This window comes from Chryseobacterium sp. JAH (genome assembly GCF_001507335.1).
Lineage (GTDB): Bacteria > Bacteroidota > Bacteroidia > Flavobacteriales > Weeksellaceae > Chryseobacterium.
In genome coordinates this window covers 289,978-305,918 of the sequence record NZ_LMAH01000003.1, presented here as the reverse complement: position 1 = coordinate 305,918, position 15,941 = coordinate 289,978, and the positions used below count along the sequence as shown (strand labels likewise).

Genomic DNA, 15,941 nt, shown 5'->3' with positions numbered 1-15,941 from the left:
TAATTAGTTTTTTCATGCTTTTTATGTGGAATCGGTACAGATTATTTTGTGCCGATTTTTTATTGTTTGATGAAAAAAAAATTATTAATTTTACTTAAAACACAAAATAATGCTGATCAAAATTTATGGAAGCTCCATTTTTGGAGTCTCTGCACAAACAATCACAATAGAAGTAAACATCGATACAGGTGGAGTAGGCTATCACCTCGTTGGTTTGCCCGATAATGCTATCAAAGAAAGCAGTTATAGGATCTCTGCCGCTCTGAAAAACGTTGGCTACAAAATTCCGGGAAAAAAAATTACGATTAATATGGCTCCCGCAGATTTGCGCAAGGAGGGAGCTGCCTACGACCTGAGTATTGCAGTTGGGATTTTAATTGCCTCAGATCAGATTCTTGGTGAAAATGTACAGGATTACATCATTATGGGTGAACTTTCACTCGACGGAAGTCTGCAACCCATAAAAGGAGTTTTACCGATTGCCATCCAGGCTCGTGAAGAAGGTTTTAAAGGAATTATTCTGCCCAAACAAAATACCAGAGAAGCAGCTATTGTCAATAATCTGGATGTTTATGGAGTTGAAAATATCAAAGAAGTCATTGACTTTTTTAATGAAGGAAAGCCTTTAGAGAAAGTAATTTTAGACACCCGAAAAGAATTTCAGGATAAAATAAACAATTTTCCGTTTGATTTTTCTGAAGTGAAAGGTCAGGAAACCGCGAAAAGAGCAATGGAAGTTGCTGCCGCCGGCGGTCATAATATTATTCTCATCGGTCCTCCGGGAAGTGGAAAGACCATGCTGGCGAAAAGAGTTCCAAGTATTCTGCCGCCACTTACCTTAAAAGAAGCATTAGAAACTACAAAGATTCATTCTGTAGCCGGAAAGATGGGAACCGAAACGTCTTTGATGACGGTTCGACCTTTCAGATCACCTCATCATACAATTTCAGACGTAGCCTTAGTTGGCGGCGGAAGTTATCCTCAGCCGGGAGAAATTTCACTCGCTCACAATGGTGTTTTGTTTTTGGATGAAATGCCCGAATTTAAACGTACTGTTTTGGAAGTCATGCGTCAGCCTTTAGAAGACCGTGAGGTGACGATTTCCAGAGCAAAATTTACGATCAATTATCCGTCAAGTTTTATGTTGGTGGCTTCGATGAATCCGAGCCCAAGCGGATATTTTCCCGATGACCCCAATAATACATCTTCTGTTTTTGAAATGCAGCGGTATATGAATAAGCTTTCCGGACCGCTTTTAGACCGAATTGACATTCATGTTGAGGTGCAGAAGGTAGAGTTTGAGCAATTGGCTGAAAAACGAAAAGGTGAAAAAAGTGAGGAAATCAGAAAGCGTGTTTTGATTGCCCGTGAGATACAGAATGAGCGGTATAAAGATTTATCAATCAGTTATAATGCTCAAATAGGTTCCCGTGAACTGGAAAAGTTTTGTGAATTGGATGATGCTTCATTTAATCTCATCAAAATGGCCATGGAAAAATTGAATCTTTCTGCGAGAGCCTATGACAGAATTCTAAAAGTTGCCAGAACAATTGCTGATCTGGAAGAATCTGAAAACATTCTGTCACATCATATTTCTGAGGCCATACAATACAGAAGCCTGGATCGGGAATTCTGGAATGTTTAAAATTAGCATAACAGCACCATAATAGGAACTCATCAAATTTTCCGCTTTTAAAATAAAAGAGAAAGGCATCGTCACCATCTTTTTGTAAAGAAATTCTGAATCGAAAGACGTTTTTTTGAACGGTGATTTCCTTTTTTAATTTCGTGAATAATTTTTGAAACTCTTCAATCGTTGTATTATGATTTAATACAATGTGATTAGATTTAATTTGAAAAGTGTTGTTTTTGGCGTCAGCAGTAAATACTTCTTCATAATTGTGAAATTAATGTTTCCGAACCCAGATTAAAATTAAGCATAAAAAAACCGTGAAATAAATTCCACGGTTTTAAATATGATTTAGAAAAATTATTTCTTTTTCTTTTTTGCAGGAGCTGCAGTTTTAATTTTAGATGCGCCTGTATCAGCCGGAGTATTTTCGTCTCTTACTAATTTCAATTCGTCAACTAATCTTCTTGCACCAGCATATTTATCGATTGTCCAAAGAACGAAACGGATATCTACACTGATGGTTTTCTGCCACTGATTTTCGAAAACGATGTCACCGCTTAACGCTTCACTGTTTCCGTCAAAAGCGATACCGATTAGGTTTCCGTCACCGTCTATTACCGGAGAACCAGAGTTTCCTCCTGTGATATCATTGTTTGAAAGGAAGTTCACCGGAAGGTAACCAGCTTTATCAGCATACTGCCCGTAATCTTTAGCATTTTGTAATGCAATTACCCTTTGTGGAAGATCAAATTCTTCGTCACCAGCTTTGTATTTTCCTACTAAACCTTCCATTGTAGTGTAATAGTTTTCTGTTACGCCAAAATAGTTTCTGTCTGTTCTTACAGGCAGAGTGTCAATCTGTCCGTACGTTAATCTCATTGTAGAGTTTGCATCAGGATAGAATTTTTTCTCAGGCATTGCTTTCATTAAACCAGCTAAGAAAAGACGGTTGTTTTTAGAAAAATTATCGTCAATTTTCACGAATCTTTCGCCAGATGCTCTCTGATCATCTGCGATACCTTTTGAGATTTTCAATAGCGGATCTGCATCCAGTTTCAAACGGTCAGGGTTTAAAACAAAGTTGGTTACAGATGTTTTATTTGCAAACAGTGAAGAGAATGCAACAGTTGACAAATTGTTAGCATCCAAAGCCATGATCGTTGGTGAAGCAACGTCTGCTTTTACTCTTGTTTTGTAAAGGTTTACCAAAGAATTCAGCATTTCGCCTTCCAATTCAGGGTTGATGTTGTCATAAGCATCTTTGATAGCTGCTTCCACTTTAGGTTTCATCGCCAATCTTCCAGCCATATCCTGTTTTGCGTAAGCATCAAGAGCTGGAGCCAATTGGTAAGCCAAAGCGATGTATTTGGCATTTCTTGTCAATAAAGAAGCGTAATTTCTTTCAACATTTCTGTCAGAAACCTGCTTGTAATAAGTGGCAATCTGCTCTAGCACTCCGTCGTACATTTCGTTACCAGGCTGTGCAGACCATTGTCTGTATGTTTTTTCAATATTCTGTTTGTCAGAAATCGTTCCGTTTTTGATGACAGCGTCAATTGTTCCCTGTCTGTTTTTCCAGTAGTTGGCTACAGAAGCATACTGAGAAGCATAAGCCAGCTGAGTGGTTTTATCTTTATCCATGTACTTCTTCATTACATCCATTGCCAGTTTAGAAGTTTCTACCCAAGCCGGATAATCTTTTGAAACCATTTGGTTGATACCGTAAGAAGTAAGGTAACGGTTGGTTCTTCCTGGGTAACCTAAGATCATTGAGAAATCACCAGGCTTAATTCCTTTAAGAGAAACCGGTAAGAAATGCTTAGGCTTCAAAGGAACGTTTGTAGGAGCAAACTCTGCAGGGTTTCCTGCTGCGTCAGCATACACTCTGAAAACCGTAAAGTCTGCAGTATGTCTTGGCCATTCCCAGTTGTCTGTATCTCCACCATATTTACCTAAAGCTGATGGTGGTGCGCCTACCAATCTGATATCTTTATAATCCTGATAAACGAAAAAATAGAACTCATTTCCGTTGAAGAAATCTCTTACAACAACAGTGTATTTTCCGTTTTCGGAATTTTCTGTCTGAATTGCTTTAGTCTCAGCATCAATCACAGCTTTTCTTTCAGCTGCAGTCATGTTGTTGTTTAATTTAGAATTGATTCTCTGCGTAGCATCATCCATTCTTACTAAAAATCTTACGTAAAGATCTTTTGCATTAAACTCATCTTTTTCTTTCGTTGCCCAAAACCCGTTTTTCAGGTAATCTTTTGATGGGGTAGATGCCGCCGCAACAGCGCCATAACCACAGTGGTGATTGGTGAAAATCAAACCTTTGTCTGATACGATTTCTCCTGTACAAAACCCGCCGAAGCTTACAATCGCATCTTTAAGGCTAGAATTGTTTACAGAATAAATCTCCTCAGGAGTAAGGTGCAGACCTTCTTTTTGCATGTCAACACCGTTAAGTCTTTTGATGAGCATCAATAGCCACATCCCTTCATCTGCCCTCATTTGGGCAAAACCTAACAAGAAAGTGAATAGTAAAAATATTCTTTTCATTTTTTAAATAATTATTGTGGGGCTAATTTACTAATTTTTACGATAATCCATCCGTAATTGGTATGAAAATGGGTGGCAGAGTGGTATGAAAAACATTATTTTAAGTCTTTTTGCTGCTTTCATTTTAACGTTGGTTTTAAATTGCTCTTCTGCAAAGGTCAATAACCAGCATTATCAGAGGGAATGGATGATGATTTCATTTGATCAATTTACAAAGCAGCAATTGGTTGAAAGTAAAGCCCAGATTAATCTGACTGGTGAAAGAACAGGCAATACCGTAAAAGGTACCGCTAAAATGGGATGTAACAGTATCTTTTTTGTAGCTGAGTTAAAAAATAACGGAAAAATCAGTATCTCAGGAATAGGAAACACAGAAATGGCATGCAGAAACATGGAACTGGAGAATGCTTTTATGAAAAAATTCGGAAGCATGACGAATTATTCTATAGAAGGACATCGCCTTACACTTTCCGACGGAAGTGGGGATGAGATGAAATTCATTGCTGCCGATTGGGATTAATTTTTTGTCTCGCTAAAAAACAGTAAGTCCGCAATTTTTGCGGACTTACTTAAGAATGAAAATGGTTATTAGCTTAGTTTTTAGGAATCGTTTTTTTTATTTCTTCCAAGGTTGCAGTATTTGGTAAACCCTGAACTTTGACAGATTGATTGATCGGGACCTTAGCTTTACGTGTATTTTGTCTGTTTGGGATTGATGCTAAAATCTCTTCAAAACTTGCTGTGTGGGGCAATAGCTTACCTTGTATATTGCTTTGGCTAGGAATTTTTTCCTCCTGCATTTTTACTTCAAGTCCCTGTTCAGAAGCTAAAGCTGTCTGCTTGTCTTTTTTAGCAGAAGTGATTTCGCTTTCTTTCTGCATTTTTTGTTCGAATGCTTTTGCTTCTTTCAAAACTTTTTCCTGATCCTGAGTTTCTGCATGTTTTTTTTCCTGTGTGTAAAATGTTACACTTAATAGTAAAAATGGAATGGTATATAATGATTTCATGGTGGTTTTTATTTAATGTTAACTAATACTTTTATTTTTCCGATTGAGTTTTGGTCATAATCCTGAAGAGCTTTTCCGATAACTTGACCTATTTGCACCTTTTTAGGATTGGCTTTCATAGCAACTCCAGATTTTGATGAGGTTACCAAAAGATCGCCTCTTTTTATTTTTCCTCCTTCAAGGCAAACTTTAGTAGGAATTACCCCTACAACACCCATCGGAACTTTACCGATCAATTCGGAATCAATATTTTCCTCTGTTAGAAGAACGCCTGGCTTTGTAGCATAAACACCGGCGACCAAAGTTGAATAGGCTTTTGAAGATTTTTCTACGGTTCTGTCGGTATCTGTAGAAATGATAAGAATATCTCCCGGCTCATATTCTGAAGTATTTCCCTCTACATCAAATGCTTCTGCTAAATCGGCACCGCTGTTTTGGGTTCCGCCGTTGAAAAATCCTTTTCCGGTTTTATCAATACGGGCTACATTGGTTGAATTGTTTTGGTAGGTGGCAATATTTCCTGACGGACCTTGATGGTTGATTAGTAATGTTGAGCCAGTCCCTGTAGTTGTTACATGAACTACCGGCTGGCTATTAGCGTTATTGAAATTTCTGAAATATCCGGCTTTACCTGTTCCAAAATTAGGAATCCAGCCATAAATCGCTGAACCGGTACCATCCGCTGTGGCTTCTACGCCGTCACCATTTTTTCCGGCATTTGCTGTGATTCCATTTCCGTTACCGTCGGTTAAAGCAAGTAAGGCCGGGCCGTTTCCGTTGATGTTGCTTTGATAAAATAGCCCTGCAAAACCACCTGTTCCTGAAGATAGACCATAAACCCCAGCTGTACCAAAATTGGCGAATTGAGATGTTACTTCACCTTTTACAGCAGGTGATGTTCCGGTTATTCTGTCTACTTTAAAGTTACCGGCGGTACCATTACCAACTGTTTTTACAGAGATAACATCACTTTCATTTTCGTCATTAAAAATTTCAAATCTCCCGGCGCGTCCTTCCGAAAAAGTAGGTACCCAGGCATAAAGAGCATTTCCGGTTCCATCTACATTAGCTTCTATTGCATTTCCGTTTTTTCCGGCATTTGCTGTAATAGCATTTCCGTTTCCGTCAGTTATTGCTATCATAGCGGCTCCGTTTCCGTTGATATTTGAAGCATGGAAAAGTCCTCCGAATCCACCTGTTCCTGATGATACGCCAAAAATACCTGCTGCTCCAAAGTTTCCGAAAATGGTTTTTACCTCACCCCTTACTGCTGCACTTACACTGTTTGTGTTACTGGCAAGAAAAGAGGATACATTACCCTGAGTATTGTCTGGGATATTTCCGGTGCTGTTAGATTCTACTTCGAAAGTGTTTCTGTCGTTTGTTGCGAGGAAATTCTGAAATCTTCCTGCCCGGCCTTTGCTGTTGTTGAGACCAACTCGCCCGTATACTCCGATTCCTGTTCCTGTGGTGTTTGTTGATACAAAACCATGTACTCCGTAACCTCCGCCGTCATTTCTTCCGACTACAGCTCCTGCAATATCACTCGTGTTTCTTCCGACTACAGCTTCACCTGCACCATTGTTATCGGCGATAACTCCGGCAGAAGTTTGCGCACTCGTAATACCATGAATAGCGAAGCCGGTTCCTGTGCTACTCATAACGCCTGCTCCTGAACCAGAAGATGAGACATTGATGACGGTTCCGTTTCCAACGGTATTTGCGGTAAGAACCGTACTTGTATTTGCATTATTTAAAATTGAAATGTTGGCAGCGGAGCCATTGGTACTTGTTGCACTTAATCCCGTTCCTGTATTACTGTTGGCATAAACACCATATCCTGATCCTGAAGAATTTCCGTATACTCCCAATCCTGTTGGTGTTACACCATAAACTCCCCATCCACTTCCGGCTTGAGAGCCCCAAACTCCAATGCCTAAACCTCCAGTTCCGTTGTTGATTCCGTGAACACCAGATGAAAATCCGCCCGGTGAAAGGTTAGTGACTGTACCTTTTACCGCTGCAACACTTGAAGTTGTGGTGGTGTTGATTCCTTCCAGAGAAGTTCCGTCTCCGTCATTTGTTATCGTAAAAAGATTTGAGGGATTATTAACTGTTGCTGTATAGGGTAAAGTAAAGCCTCCGCTCGAACTGCCTGAAGATTTGGCATACATTGCATAAGGCACACTCAGTAGCTGACTTGTACCCGCAATTGTATACGAAGTTCCACCAGTGGGATCTGTTTCTGTTTTTAAATAATAATTTCCTGAAGGCCAGTTGATGGTTGCGTAAGTTCCGGAAAGCACTGTTCCGGTTCCTATTTCTAGGCTGATGAGCCCGTTGATATTGGTTGTACCGGTAAGTCTTTCAGAATATACTACTGCTCCTGCCGGAGAGCCCTGGAGGATGCTTACTTTCACTCCGATGTTCTGATTGGCAAGCAGTTGGCCGGTTGTATTTCTCATTACGGCCTGATAACTCATTTTTTCGGGAACTTGAGCTGATACGAAATGACAGCCAAGAATTATTCCTGCGGTTAGTAGAATTTTTTTCATGATGATTATTTTTTAATGATTTTGTAAGTTTTAATGTTTTTTCCTTTTTGATTGATTCTTATGATGTACATCGCCGAAGGAAGTGATGAAAAGTTGAATTCTGTTTTTGCCTGAGTGATTTTGTCTTCTCGCAAAAGTTTTCCGGAAGAATCAAATAATTGAAATTCAGAATTGCGGTGGTCGTTTGTAGTAAAATCCAGGAATAAAAAATCTTTAAATGGATTTGGGTACAATAAAATGTCTTTCTTGTCTGAGCCGGAAGTTTCTGTAGTAGAAAGTGTGATGATTTCATAGGCTTGCTGTACGCCTTCCATTACCTGATTATTGCCTCCTTTGGAGATGAAATCAATCTGTCCTACACTGTAAGAAACAGAGCCGTTGCTTCCCGTTGTATTTGATCCTGTGGTGAGCACTGCTTTTTGCGCATTGACTTCTGAGATCGAGCAAAAAATCAAAAAGAAGCCGTAGATAAAAATTCTTTTCATAGTAAAGTGATTTCTGGTTTATAAGTTTTGAGGTTATCGTCTGTTGTTGAGATTTTTACGATGTAAAGGTAAGTGGAGGTAGAGGTGGTAAAACAGAGGAAAAGAACTAGATTATAAAAGGGAAAACAACGGTATTTTAAGTCTTAAGTTGCATTTATTAATTAAAAATGTTATCTTGTAAATCTTATAAATTATACAGAATTTAATGTTAGAAAAGAAAACACATAATTACGAAAGAGCAGTTTTGGTGGGTGTTGTCACTCAAAACCAAGATGCTGATAAGTTACAAGAATATATGGACGAGTTAGAGTTTTTAGCTTTAACTGCAGGCGCTACGGTCGACAGACGCTTTACTCAGAATCTAACTCAACCTGATTCTAAAACTTTTGTAGGAAGTGGAAAAGCTCAGGAAATAAAAGAATATGTAAAAGAAAACGAGATTGGAACCATCATTTTTGATGATGAATTATCACCTTCTCAGCTTAAAAATCTTGAAAAAGAAATAGAAGTAAAAATCCTAGACAGAACCAATCTTATTCTGGATATTTTTGCGCAAAGGGCACAGACTTCTTACGCCAGAACGCAAGTTGAATTGGCACAATATCAATATTTGCTGCCTAGATTAAGCAAAATGTGGTCCCACTTAGATAAGCAAAAAGGAGGAATTGGAATGCGTGGTCCCGGGGAAACGGAAATTGAAACCGATAGAAGGATCATCCGTGACAGAATATCTTTGTTAAAAGATAAACTGAAAGTGATTGACAAGCAAATGGCGACCCAGCGTAACAACAGAGGGAAAGTTGTTCGTGCAGCCTTGGTAGGTTATACCAACGTAGGAAAGTCTACGCTGATGAACGCTATTTCTAAATCTGATGTTTTTGCTGAAAACAAATTGTTTGCAACACTTGATACTACGGTACGAAAAGTAGTAATAGGTAATTTACCTTTCCTTTTAACCGATACCGTTGGTTTTATCAGAAAACTTCCTACCCAATTGGTAGAATCTTTTAAATCTACACTGGATGAGGTAAGAGAAGCAGATCTTCTGATTCACGTAGTCGATATTTCTCACGAAAGTTTTGAAGACCACATCGAATCTGTGAATCAGATTTTAATGGAAATCAACGCACATCAGAAACCAATGATCATGGTTTTCAACAAAATTGACGATTTCAGCTACGAGAAGAAAGACGAAGATGACCTTACGCCGGGTTCAAGTAAAAATGTATCTCTTGAAGAATGGAAGAGAACCTGGATGAATAAATCTAAACATCCTGCAGTTTTCATTTCTGCTTTGACGAAAGAAAATTTCCCTGAAATGAAAAGACTAATCTATGATGAGGTTATGAAAATTCATATCTCGAGATTTCCATACAATGATTTTCTTTTCGAGTATTTCGATAACGACGAAGATGAAACATCTGAAAAAGAAGATTAATGAATTACAGAATACTCGTTTTTCTTCTTGTTATTCCGTTTTTTGCCTTTGGCCAAAAGACTAAAGTAGATCTGAAAAATATTGAGAAAAACCTCACGAATTCCAGTTCGCCTTACAATTATGAAAAACTGATTTTTAAATTTAAAGGTCTTCCAAAGTCTCTTGATAGTGTAGAAGCACAGCATTTGTACTACGGAAGAAATTTCATAAAAGATAAAGTCTCCCAGACCAGCGATGAGTTCAAAAGTCTGGCTGACGCTTTTAAAAACAATAATTTTGCAGACTGTATAAGATTAGGGAAAATTCTTTACAATAAAGATCCTACAAATCTCGATGTCATTCTTATTCTGCTTCGTGCGTATGATCAGACCAAAGATGTAAGCAATTTTTCGCATCATATTTCGCAATTGAGACTTCTCACTGATGCAATCAAAAATTCCGGTGACGGGAAATCTGAGAAAACAGCTTTCAAGGTAAATAACGTTGGTGACGAATACATTTTTCTCAATGTAATGAATATCGGACAGGATTATACAAGAGGTTCGAGACCTCTGAAGGATGGGGTGATTGACGTTTGGGAAAAAGGTGACAACAAAATTTATATCAAAGTACTTTATTTAGACTAATTTTTTTAAAAAAAACAATTTATTGGAATTATATTATTCATTTTCAGCGCTTATCGTATTAGCATCTATTTTTGCATATATCAACTACCGTTTTTTAAAACTTCCGAGCACCATAGGAATTATGGTGATTGCCATCGTGGTATCTATCATTTTGGTTTTATTTGGTGAAAATTTTCTTCCAAAAACATTTGGGCATCTGAATGATTTGATGAACAGTATCGACTTTACCGAAGTTTTGATGGGAGCAATGCTGAATTTCCTGCTCTTTGCAGGAGGGATTCACATTAATATCAATGATCTCAAGGAACAGTTTCGTCCCGTCCTCATATTTTCAACGGCAGGTGTCATCATTTCAACCTTTATCGTAGGATTTGGGATGTTCTATTTGCTGCCTTTGGTTGGGTTAAAGATTCCTTTTATTTACTGTTTGGTCTTTGGAGCATTGATTTCTCCTACAGATCCCGTTGCAGTTTTAAGTGTTTTAAAACAGGCTAATATTTCAAAATCATTAGAAACAAAAATTGCCGGTGAATCATTATTTAATGATGGTATGGCGGTTGTGGTTTTTACAGTGGTCTTACAGCTTGCAATTGGGAGCGAAGTAGATTTAGGTGTAGAAAACATCACGATTTTATTAATGAAAGAAGCTGGTGGCGGTTTGCTCTTAGGTGTTCTTTTGGGTTGGATAACTTCAAGATTAATGCGTGAAGTTGATGATTATATTATTTCAGTTTTGGTGACACTGGCTGTGGTGATGGGAGGTTATCTAGTTGCAAGACAGATGCATGTTTCCGGTCCTTTGACGATGGTTGCAGCAGGTTTATTCATGGGTAATTTTAATGTTAAATTTAAAATGAAATCAGTCACTCAGGATTATCTGATTAAATTCTGGGAACTGATTGATGAAATTTTAAATGCTGTTTTATTTCTTTTCATCGGGTTTGAATTGTTGATGATCAAAGATTTGAACCATTATGTAATTCCTGGATTATTGGCAATTGTAGTAGTTTTGGTAGCGAGATTTATTTCCATTTGGGGACCTACGAAATTTATGTCTTTCAGAACGAGGTTTAGTCCCCAGACGATAAAGGTTTTATTTTGGGGTGGAATTCGAGGTGGTGTTTCCATTGCTTTGGCGATGTCAATTCCAAAAAATGAATACAGCAATGCTATTTTAAGTATTACTTATTGTGTGGTTGTGTTTTCTATTATTGTTCAGGGACTTACCATTGCGAAAGTTGCCAATCCAAAAAGGATTGCTGATGAAGAGAAAGAGTTGGAAAGTATTGCTTTAGAAGAGAGTCATTAATAGATTGTAATTTAGGTTTTTAAAATATCAGAAATGAAAAAGTCGCTTTCTTTTTTACTCTTAATAATTTTTGGATTCAGTTTTTGCCAAATTAATGTTGAGGAAATCAAAAAAAACGTCACCGAAAATCCTCAAAAATATTACGATGACTATTTAAAAACATTTAAAACAAATCCTTCAAATCTGTCACAGGATGAGATGAACCAGCTTTATTATGGAAGTCGATTCGTTGATACAGGATACGGTATGTCTTTATTCAACCGAGATTATGATGAAATTTGGAAAATTGCTTCCAGAAAAGGATTGTCAAAAAGTAAAGCTCAGAAAATACGCATTAAAGCAGAAGATGCATATCATAAAGCCCCACTTAATCTAGAAATATTGACTTCTATGGTAAATATTTATAATGCGATTGGAGAAAAAGCAAAGGTGGAGATCTGTAAATTACAGAATAACAGAATTATTAAAACGATAGACGAAAGCGGAACAGGGAAAACAGAAAGTTCGCCGATCTGTGTAATTACAGCGGGAGACATGATCAGCTTTGCAAAACCTGTAATGATGATGGGTAGGGCCTTTAAACAAAAAGATTTAAAAACAGATGATAGCTGTATGCTGACAGAATATTCTAACGGTAGTACCAGCTTATTTGTTAAATGCATTGGGTGTTTAAATTTTTAATGATGACTATTTGCAAGCAAATTTTTGAAGCACTGAACGATTTATCCATTCCGGAAAAAGCAGCTTTTCTTCCGAAATTTTTCAAAACCGGAAAAGGAGAATATGGTGAAGGTGATTTGTTTTTGGGTGTAACGGTTCCGGATCAACGGTCTGTTGCCAAAGAATTTTATTCAAAAATAAGTTTAAAAGAATTAAGCGAATTACTTTCTTCACCTTATCACGAGCATCGACTCACAGCTCTTCTGATGCTGATTTCAAAATTTGAAAAAACAAAAGATCTAAGTGGACAAAATGAGATTATTGAGTTCTATCTAAATCACCTCCAATATGTCAACAATTGGGATCTGGTTGACACAAGCTGTTATAAGATTTTAGGCCGGTATGCTTTTGAAAATCAAAAGGAAATCTTATTAAGAGATCTTGCGGATTCTGATCAGATGTGGTATAAAAGAGTAGCGGTGGTAGGAACGATGTATTATATCAAAAAAGGACATTTTGAGCTGACTAAAGAATTTGTTAGTCGAAATTTAGATCATCCACACGATTTAATGCACAAAGCAAATGGCTGGCTCTTGCGTGAAATGGGAAAAAAGAACGAAGCGGAATTGATCTCTTATCTTAACGGGCATTATAAAATAATGCCAAGAACATGCCTTCGCTACGCCATTGAAAGGCTGAATGAAGAGATGAGGCAAGACTATCTCAAGGGAAGAATCTAGTTCAGTATTTGTCTTGCTAATGTGATATTTAAAACTAAATTTGAGTAAATTTGTTTCCTAAACCTAAATCATGAACATTTTCTTAAAGCGCCTTTGGTTGCTGCTTCCCATATTATTTCTCACAAGCTGTTTTGATATCTTAGATAAAGTGAATGTAAAAGCTGACGGCAGCGGCGAGTATTCGCTTATTCTCAATGCAAGCAAGAGCAAAACAAGATTGGCGTCTATCTCAAAAATGGAAACCATTAATGGAAAAAAAGTTCCAAAAAGAACCGAAATCGAAGCCAAAATCAACGAGGCTGCAAGGATTTTTAAAACCGTTCCGGGAATTTCAAACGTAAAAACTTCGATGGATTTTGATAATTACATCATTAAACTGAGCTGTAATTTCAAAAAAATTGAAAATGTCAACTCTGGTTTAGAACAGCTGAAAGCGAGAAATATTTTAGGGAAAATGATTCCTACCAATATTTATATGCATAATCCTGCTAAGAAAACTTTTGTGAGAAATAAAATCAACACCTTCAAAAGTGATTATGACAAACTAAGCTCTTCTGACAAAGAGGTTTTTAACAATGCCAAATACACTTCGGTTTTACAGTTTGAAAATACCGTCAAATCACAATCCAACAATGCTTATCTTCTTTCACCCAACAGAAAAGCGATGAAACTTGAGGGAAATATTTTAGATTTTATACTTCAGAAAAAACAAACTCAAAATACGATCCTATTTCAATAATTCCCAATTAATATGAAATCACTTTTACTAAAAACACAAAAAATCACTTTTTTACTTTTTGGCTTTGCGTTAGCTTTTGCACAAAACAGTATGAAGGTTCCTTCAGATGCCGTATTTTATATGGAGATCAACGGGAGAGAACTCAATAAAAAAATAAACTGGGAAAAGTTTAATCCTTTTTTACAGGAAATCGACAAGAAAGAAAAAGGAAAACCCTCTTGGAATGATTATTCAAAAACGGGAATAAAATATGATGCAACACAATATCATTATGCGCAGATTTCAGATTCGGTGAAGTCTTACACAGCACATTTTGTATTGGATAACAAAGTGAAATTTCTTGAGTTCATCAACTCAACCAAGAAAAAAGGACTGGAACCTTCGAAGAAAAACAATTACTCATATATTGATCTTGATGATGATCTTTTTGTAGCCTGGAACGATCAGCGTGCCGTAATTACTATGGTTAATTACAACAAGCGTTCAAAAGATATTTGGGACAACGATAGCTATGCTGTTGACAGTACAGTGACGGTTGTTACCGATAGTGCAATGATAGCTATAGACAGTGCGGCCACTGCATATGAAGAAGAAAAACCTTTCGACTATAAAGAGGAAATTCAATATTTAAAAGATGAAATCAAATATCTGAAAGACAACATCAAGTCGAGCAATACCGAAATTGCTAAATATCAGAAAGACATTAAGTATCTTGAAAAGCATCACAAATATCCTGAAGTAAAAAAGCAAACGGAAACGACAACAGATTCTATATATCCGGAGGATACTGCTGAAGCAACGCCTCCACCTGCATCTCAAGACGATTATATAGAAATGGAAGCATATCCCGAAGATTCTGAATATCAGAAGGAAATGGATTCTATGCAGGCGGAAAAATTTAAAATCACCAAAGGAATCGTAGAAGGTAATTTTGACAAATATTTTAGTACAAATCTTGAAGTTGAAGCGTCAAAAGAAATGTTGAATTTCAGAGACGGTAATTCTGATGTTTTTGTTTACGCTAATTACGAAAAACTGATTAGCAAAGGATTATATGAGAGAATGTACAGCAAATATAATTTTGGCAGTGTTCTGAGCAAAATGTACAATTCAAACTCGGCTTACAATCTGTATTTCGATAAAGATAAAGTGAGGTTGGTTAATAATTATCAGCATAAGGATACAGAAACACAAAAAAACATATCATCTGTTTATCAGGGGAAGAAAAATAAAAAACTGACTGCATTGATCAACGATAAGAGCATTGGTTATTATGCGATGAACGTCAATGGATATAAGTATTTTGACATGATGTACAGTCTGCTTCAGGACGCTGGAGATAAAGAATATCAGAAAGAGGTGAAGTTAGTCATTGAAACCATGAAAATAGTTCTTGACGAAGAAGCAATTGCTAAAATAGCACCAGGAAACGGAATTTTTGTTTTGAATGAATTAAAATCTAAAAAAGTAGAGTATACAGATTATGACTACGATGAAGATTACAACGAAAAGGAGGTGAAGGAGACCAAAGATGTGATGGTTCCTGATTTCATTTTCGCTTTTGCAACAGAGAATGAAGGATATTGGAAACATATTTTTGAAGTATTGACCACCAATAAAGATTTCGCTAAAAAATTCACGAAAAAAGGGGATGTGTATTCTTTTAAAGAGGGAAAAAGCAACGGATATCTAGATCAGTTATTCTTCACTGTGAAAGACAGAATTGTATATGTGACGACGTCTACAGAGAATCTGACTTCAAAAAGCCAGTCTTCAGTTTCAGAAAAATGGATGAAAGATTCTGCAAAATATCCTTTGTCTGGAAGATTAGATATTCAAAAATTGCTGGTTGGTTTGGAGCAGGAATTCAAAACAGTTTCTGAAAGAAAAACATTAAACACCTTAAGAAAAAATGTGGGTGAAGTTTATTTTAAAACTGAAGTGAAAAACGAAAGCATTAAAACCGAAATTGAATATCAGATAAAAAACTCTTCAGAAAACAGCCTGATGTACTTTTTTGATGTGTTTGATGAGATTTTCAAGAATAAAGAAGCTGATAAAAAAGCACAGACCCTGTAAGTTGATTATGGCAGCTTACTATAGTTTAGTAAGATGTAAAACGTTTATGACAGTAGGTTAGTCATCTTTAATCACTTTCTCAATTGATTTAGTCTTAACTTAGAATTCCTT

General features: G+C 36.9%; 13 protein-coding genes. 9 read left to right on the top strand and 4 right to left on the bottom strand.

The window, feature by feature from the left end; translation table 11 throughout:
* Positions 1–109: 109 nt before the first annotated feature.
* Positions 110–1,645: a YifB family Mg chelatase-like AAA ATPase gene (locus AR685_RS08520; RefSeq protein ID WP_047443265.1), complete on the top strand. Its 1,536-nt coding sequence runs from the start codon at positions 110–112 to the stop codon at positions 1,643–1,645.
* Positions 1,646–1,990: 345 nt separating this feature from the next.
* Here AR685_RS08520 and AR685_RS08515 read toward each other — a convergent pair whose 3' ends face one another.
* Positions 1,991–4,192, bottom strand: a complete 2,202-nt coding sequence (locus AR685_RS08515) for a S46 family peptidase (protein ID WP_047443264.1) — start codon at positions 4,190–4,192, stop codon at positions 1,991–1,993.
* 85 nt (positions 4,193–4,277) lie between these two features.
* Between AR685_RS08515 and AR685_RS08510 the strand changes: the two genes are divergently transcribed.
* A complete protein-coding gene (locus AR685_RS08510; RefSeq protein WP_059124285.1) occupies positions 4,278–4,712 on the top strand; it encodes an META domain-containing protein in 435 nt (144 codons plus the stop codon).
* Positions 4,713–4,785: 73 nt separating this feature from the next.
* Here the strand turns inward: AR685_RS08510 and AR685_RS08505 are convergent, their stop codons facing one another.
* From AR685_RS08505 to AR685_RS08495, 3 genes are read right to left on the bottom strand one after another with little or no spacing between them, the layout of a single operon-like run.
* On the bottom strand, positions 4,786–5,199 hold the full coding sequence (locus AR685_RS08505; protein WP_059124284.1) for a hypothetical protein: 414 nt from the start codon (positions 5,197–5,199) through the stop codon (positions 4,786–4,788).
* 8 nt (positions 5,200–5,207) lie between these two features.
* The gene (locus AR685_RS08500) at positions 5,208–7,754 is read right to left on the bottom strand and encodes a beta strand repeat-containing protein (RefSeq protein WP_059124283.1); all 2,547 of its coding nucleotides are present in this window, start codon (positions 7,752–7,754) and stop codon (positions 5,208–5,210) included.
* A gap of 5 nt (positions 7,755–7,759) precedes the next feature.
* Positions 7,760–8,239 (bottom strand): T9SS type A sorting domain-containing protein, encoded by a 480-nt coding sequence (locus AR685_RS08495; protein ID WP_059124282.1) that lies wholly within the window; start codon positions 8,237–8,239, stop codon positions 7,760–7,762.
* 205 nt (positions 8,240–8,444) lie between these two features.
* Between AR685_RS08495 and hflX the strand changes: the two genes are divergently transcribed.
* From hflX to AR685_RS08460, 7 genes are all read left to right on the top strand, one after another.
* Positions 8,445–9,677 carry a GTPase HflX gene (gene hflX / locus AR685_RS08490; RefSeq protein ID WP_047443259.1) on the top strand — a complete coding sequence of 411 codons (1,233 nt, stop codon included), beginning with the start codon at positions 8,445–8,447 and terminating at the stop codon, positions 9,675–9,677.
* Positions 9,677–10,303: a DUF4919 domain-containing protein gene (locus AR685_RS08485; RefSeq protein ID WP_047443258.1), complete on the top strand. Its 627-nt coding sequence runs from the start codon at positions 9,677–9,679 to the stop codon at positions 10,301–10,303. The genes hflX and AR685_RS08485 overlap by 1 nt, the downstream gene beginning before the upstream one ends.
* Before the next feature lie 22 nt (positions 10,304–10,325).
* Positions 10,326–11,612 (top strand): cation:proton antiporter, encoded by a 1,287-nt coding sequence (locus AR685_RS08480; RefSeq protein ID WP_047443257.1) that lies wholly within the window; start codon positions 10,326–10,328, stop codon positions 11,610–11,612.
* Positions 11,613–11,645: 33 nt separating this feature from the next.
* Positions 11,646–12,293, top strand: a complete 648-nt coding sequence (locus AR685_RS08475) for a DUF4919 domain-containing protein (protein ID WP_059124281.1) — start codon at positions 11,646–11,648, stop codon at positions 12,291–12,293.
* A 2-nt stretch (positions 12,294–12,295) separates the two neighbouring features.
* On the top strand, positions 12,296–13,012 hold the full coding sequence (locus AR685_RS08470; RefSeq protein WP_185113242.1) for a DNA alkylation repair protein: 717 nt from the start codon (positions 12,296–12,298) through the stop codon (positions 13,010–13,012).
* 70 nt (positions 13,013–13,082) lie between these two features.
* Positions 13,083–13,751: a hypothetical protein gene (locus AR685_RS08465; RefSeq protein ID WP_059124280.1), complete on the top strand. Its 669-nt coding sequence runs from the start codon at positions 13,083–13,085 to the stop codon at positions 13,749–13,751.
* Positions 13,752–13,763: 12 nt separating this feature from the next.
* Positions 13,764–15,830: a hypothetical protein gene (locus AR685_RS08460; protein ID WP_059124279.1), complete on the top strand. Its 2,067-nt coding sequence runs from the start codon at positions 13,764–13,766 to the stop codon at positions 15,828–15,830.
* Positions 15,831–15,941: the final 111 nt, after the last annotated feature.

Excerpts from the sequence above, each read along its gene's own strand:
- AR685_RS08465 (WP_059124280.1), top strand. The coding sequence starts at position 13,083 with ATGAACATTTTCTTAAAGCGCCTTTGGTTGCTGCTTCCCATATTATTT.
- AR685_RS08515 (WP_047443264.1), bottom strand. The coding sequence starts at position 4,192 with ATGAAAAGAATATTTTTACTATTCACTTTCTTGTTAGGTTTTGCCCAA.
- AR685_RS08520 (WP_047443265.1), top strand. The coding sequence starts at position 110 with ATGCTGATCAAAATTTATGGAAGCTCCATTTTTGGAGTCTCTGCACAA.
- AR685_RS08470 (WP_185113242.1), top strand. The coding sequence starts at position 12,296 with ATGACTATTTGCAAGCAAATTTTTGAAGCACTGAACGATTTATCCATT.
- AR685_RS08460 (WP_059124279.1), top strand. The coding sequence starts at position 13,764 with ATGAAATCACTTTTACTAAAAACACAAAAAATCACTTTTTTACTTTTT.
- AR685_RS08500 (WP_059124283.1), bottom strand. The coding sequence starts at position 7,754 with ATGAAAAAAATTCTACTAACCGCAGGAATAATTCTTGGCTGTCATTTC.
- AR685_RS08510 (WP_059124285.1), top strand. The coding sequence starts at position 4,278 with ATGAAAAACATTATTTTAAGTCTTTTTGCTGCTTTCATTTTAACGTTG.
- AR685_RS08505 (WP_059124284.1), bottom strand. The coding sequence starts at position 5,199 with ATGAAATCATTATATACCATTCCATTTTTACTATTAAGTGTAACATTT.
- AR685_RS08475 (WP_059124281.1), top strand. The coding sequence starts at position 11,646 with ATGAAAAAGTCGCTTTCTTTTTTACTCTTAATAATTTTTGGATTCAGT.
- AR685_RS08495 (WP_059124282.1), bottom strand. The coding sequence starts at position 8,239 with ATGAAAAGAATTTTTATCTACGGCTTCTTTTTGATTTTTTGCTCGATC.
- hflX (WP_047443259.1), top strand. The coding sequence starts at position 8,445 with ATGTTAGAAAAGAAAACACATAATTACGAAAGAGCAGTTTTGGTGGGT.
- AR685_RS08485 (WP_047443258.1), top strand. The coding sequence starts at position 9,677 with ATGAATTACAGAATACTCGTTTTTCTTCTTGTTATTCCGTTTTTTGCC.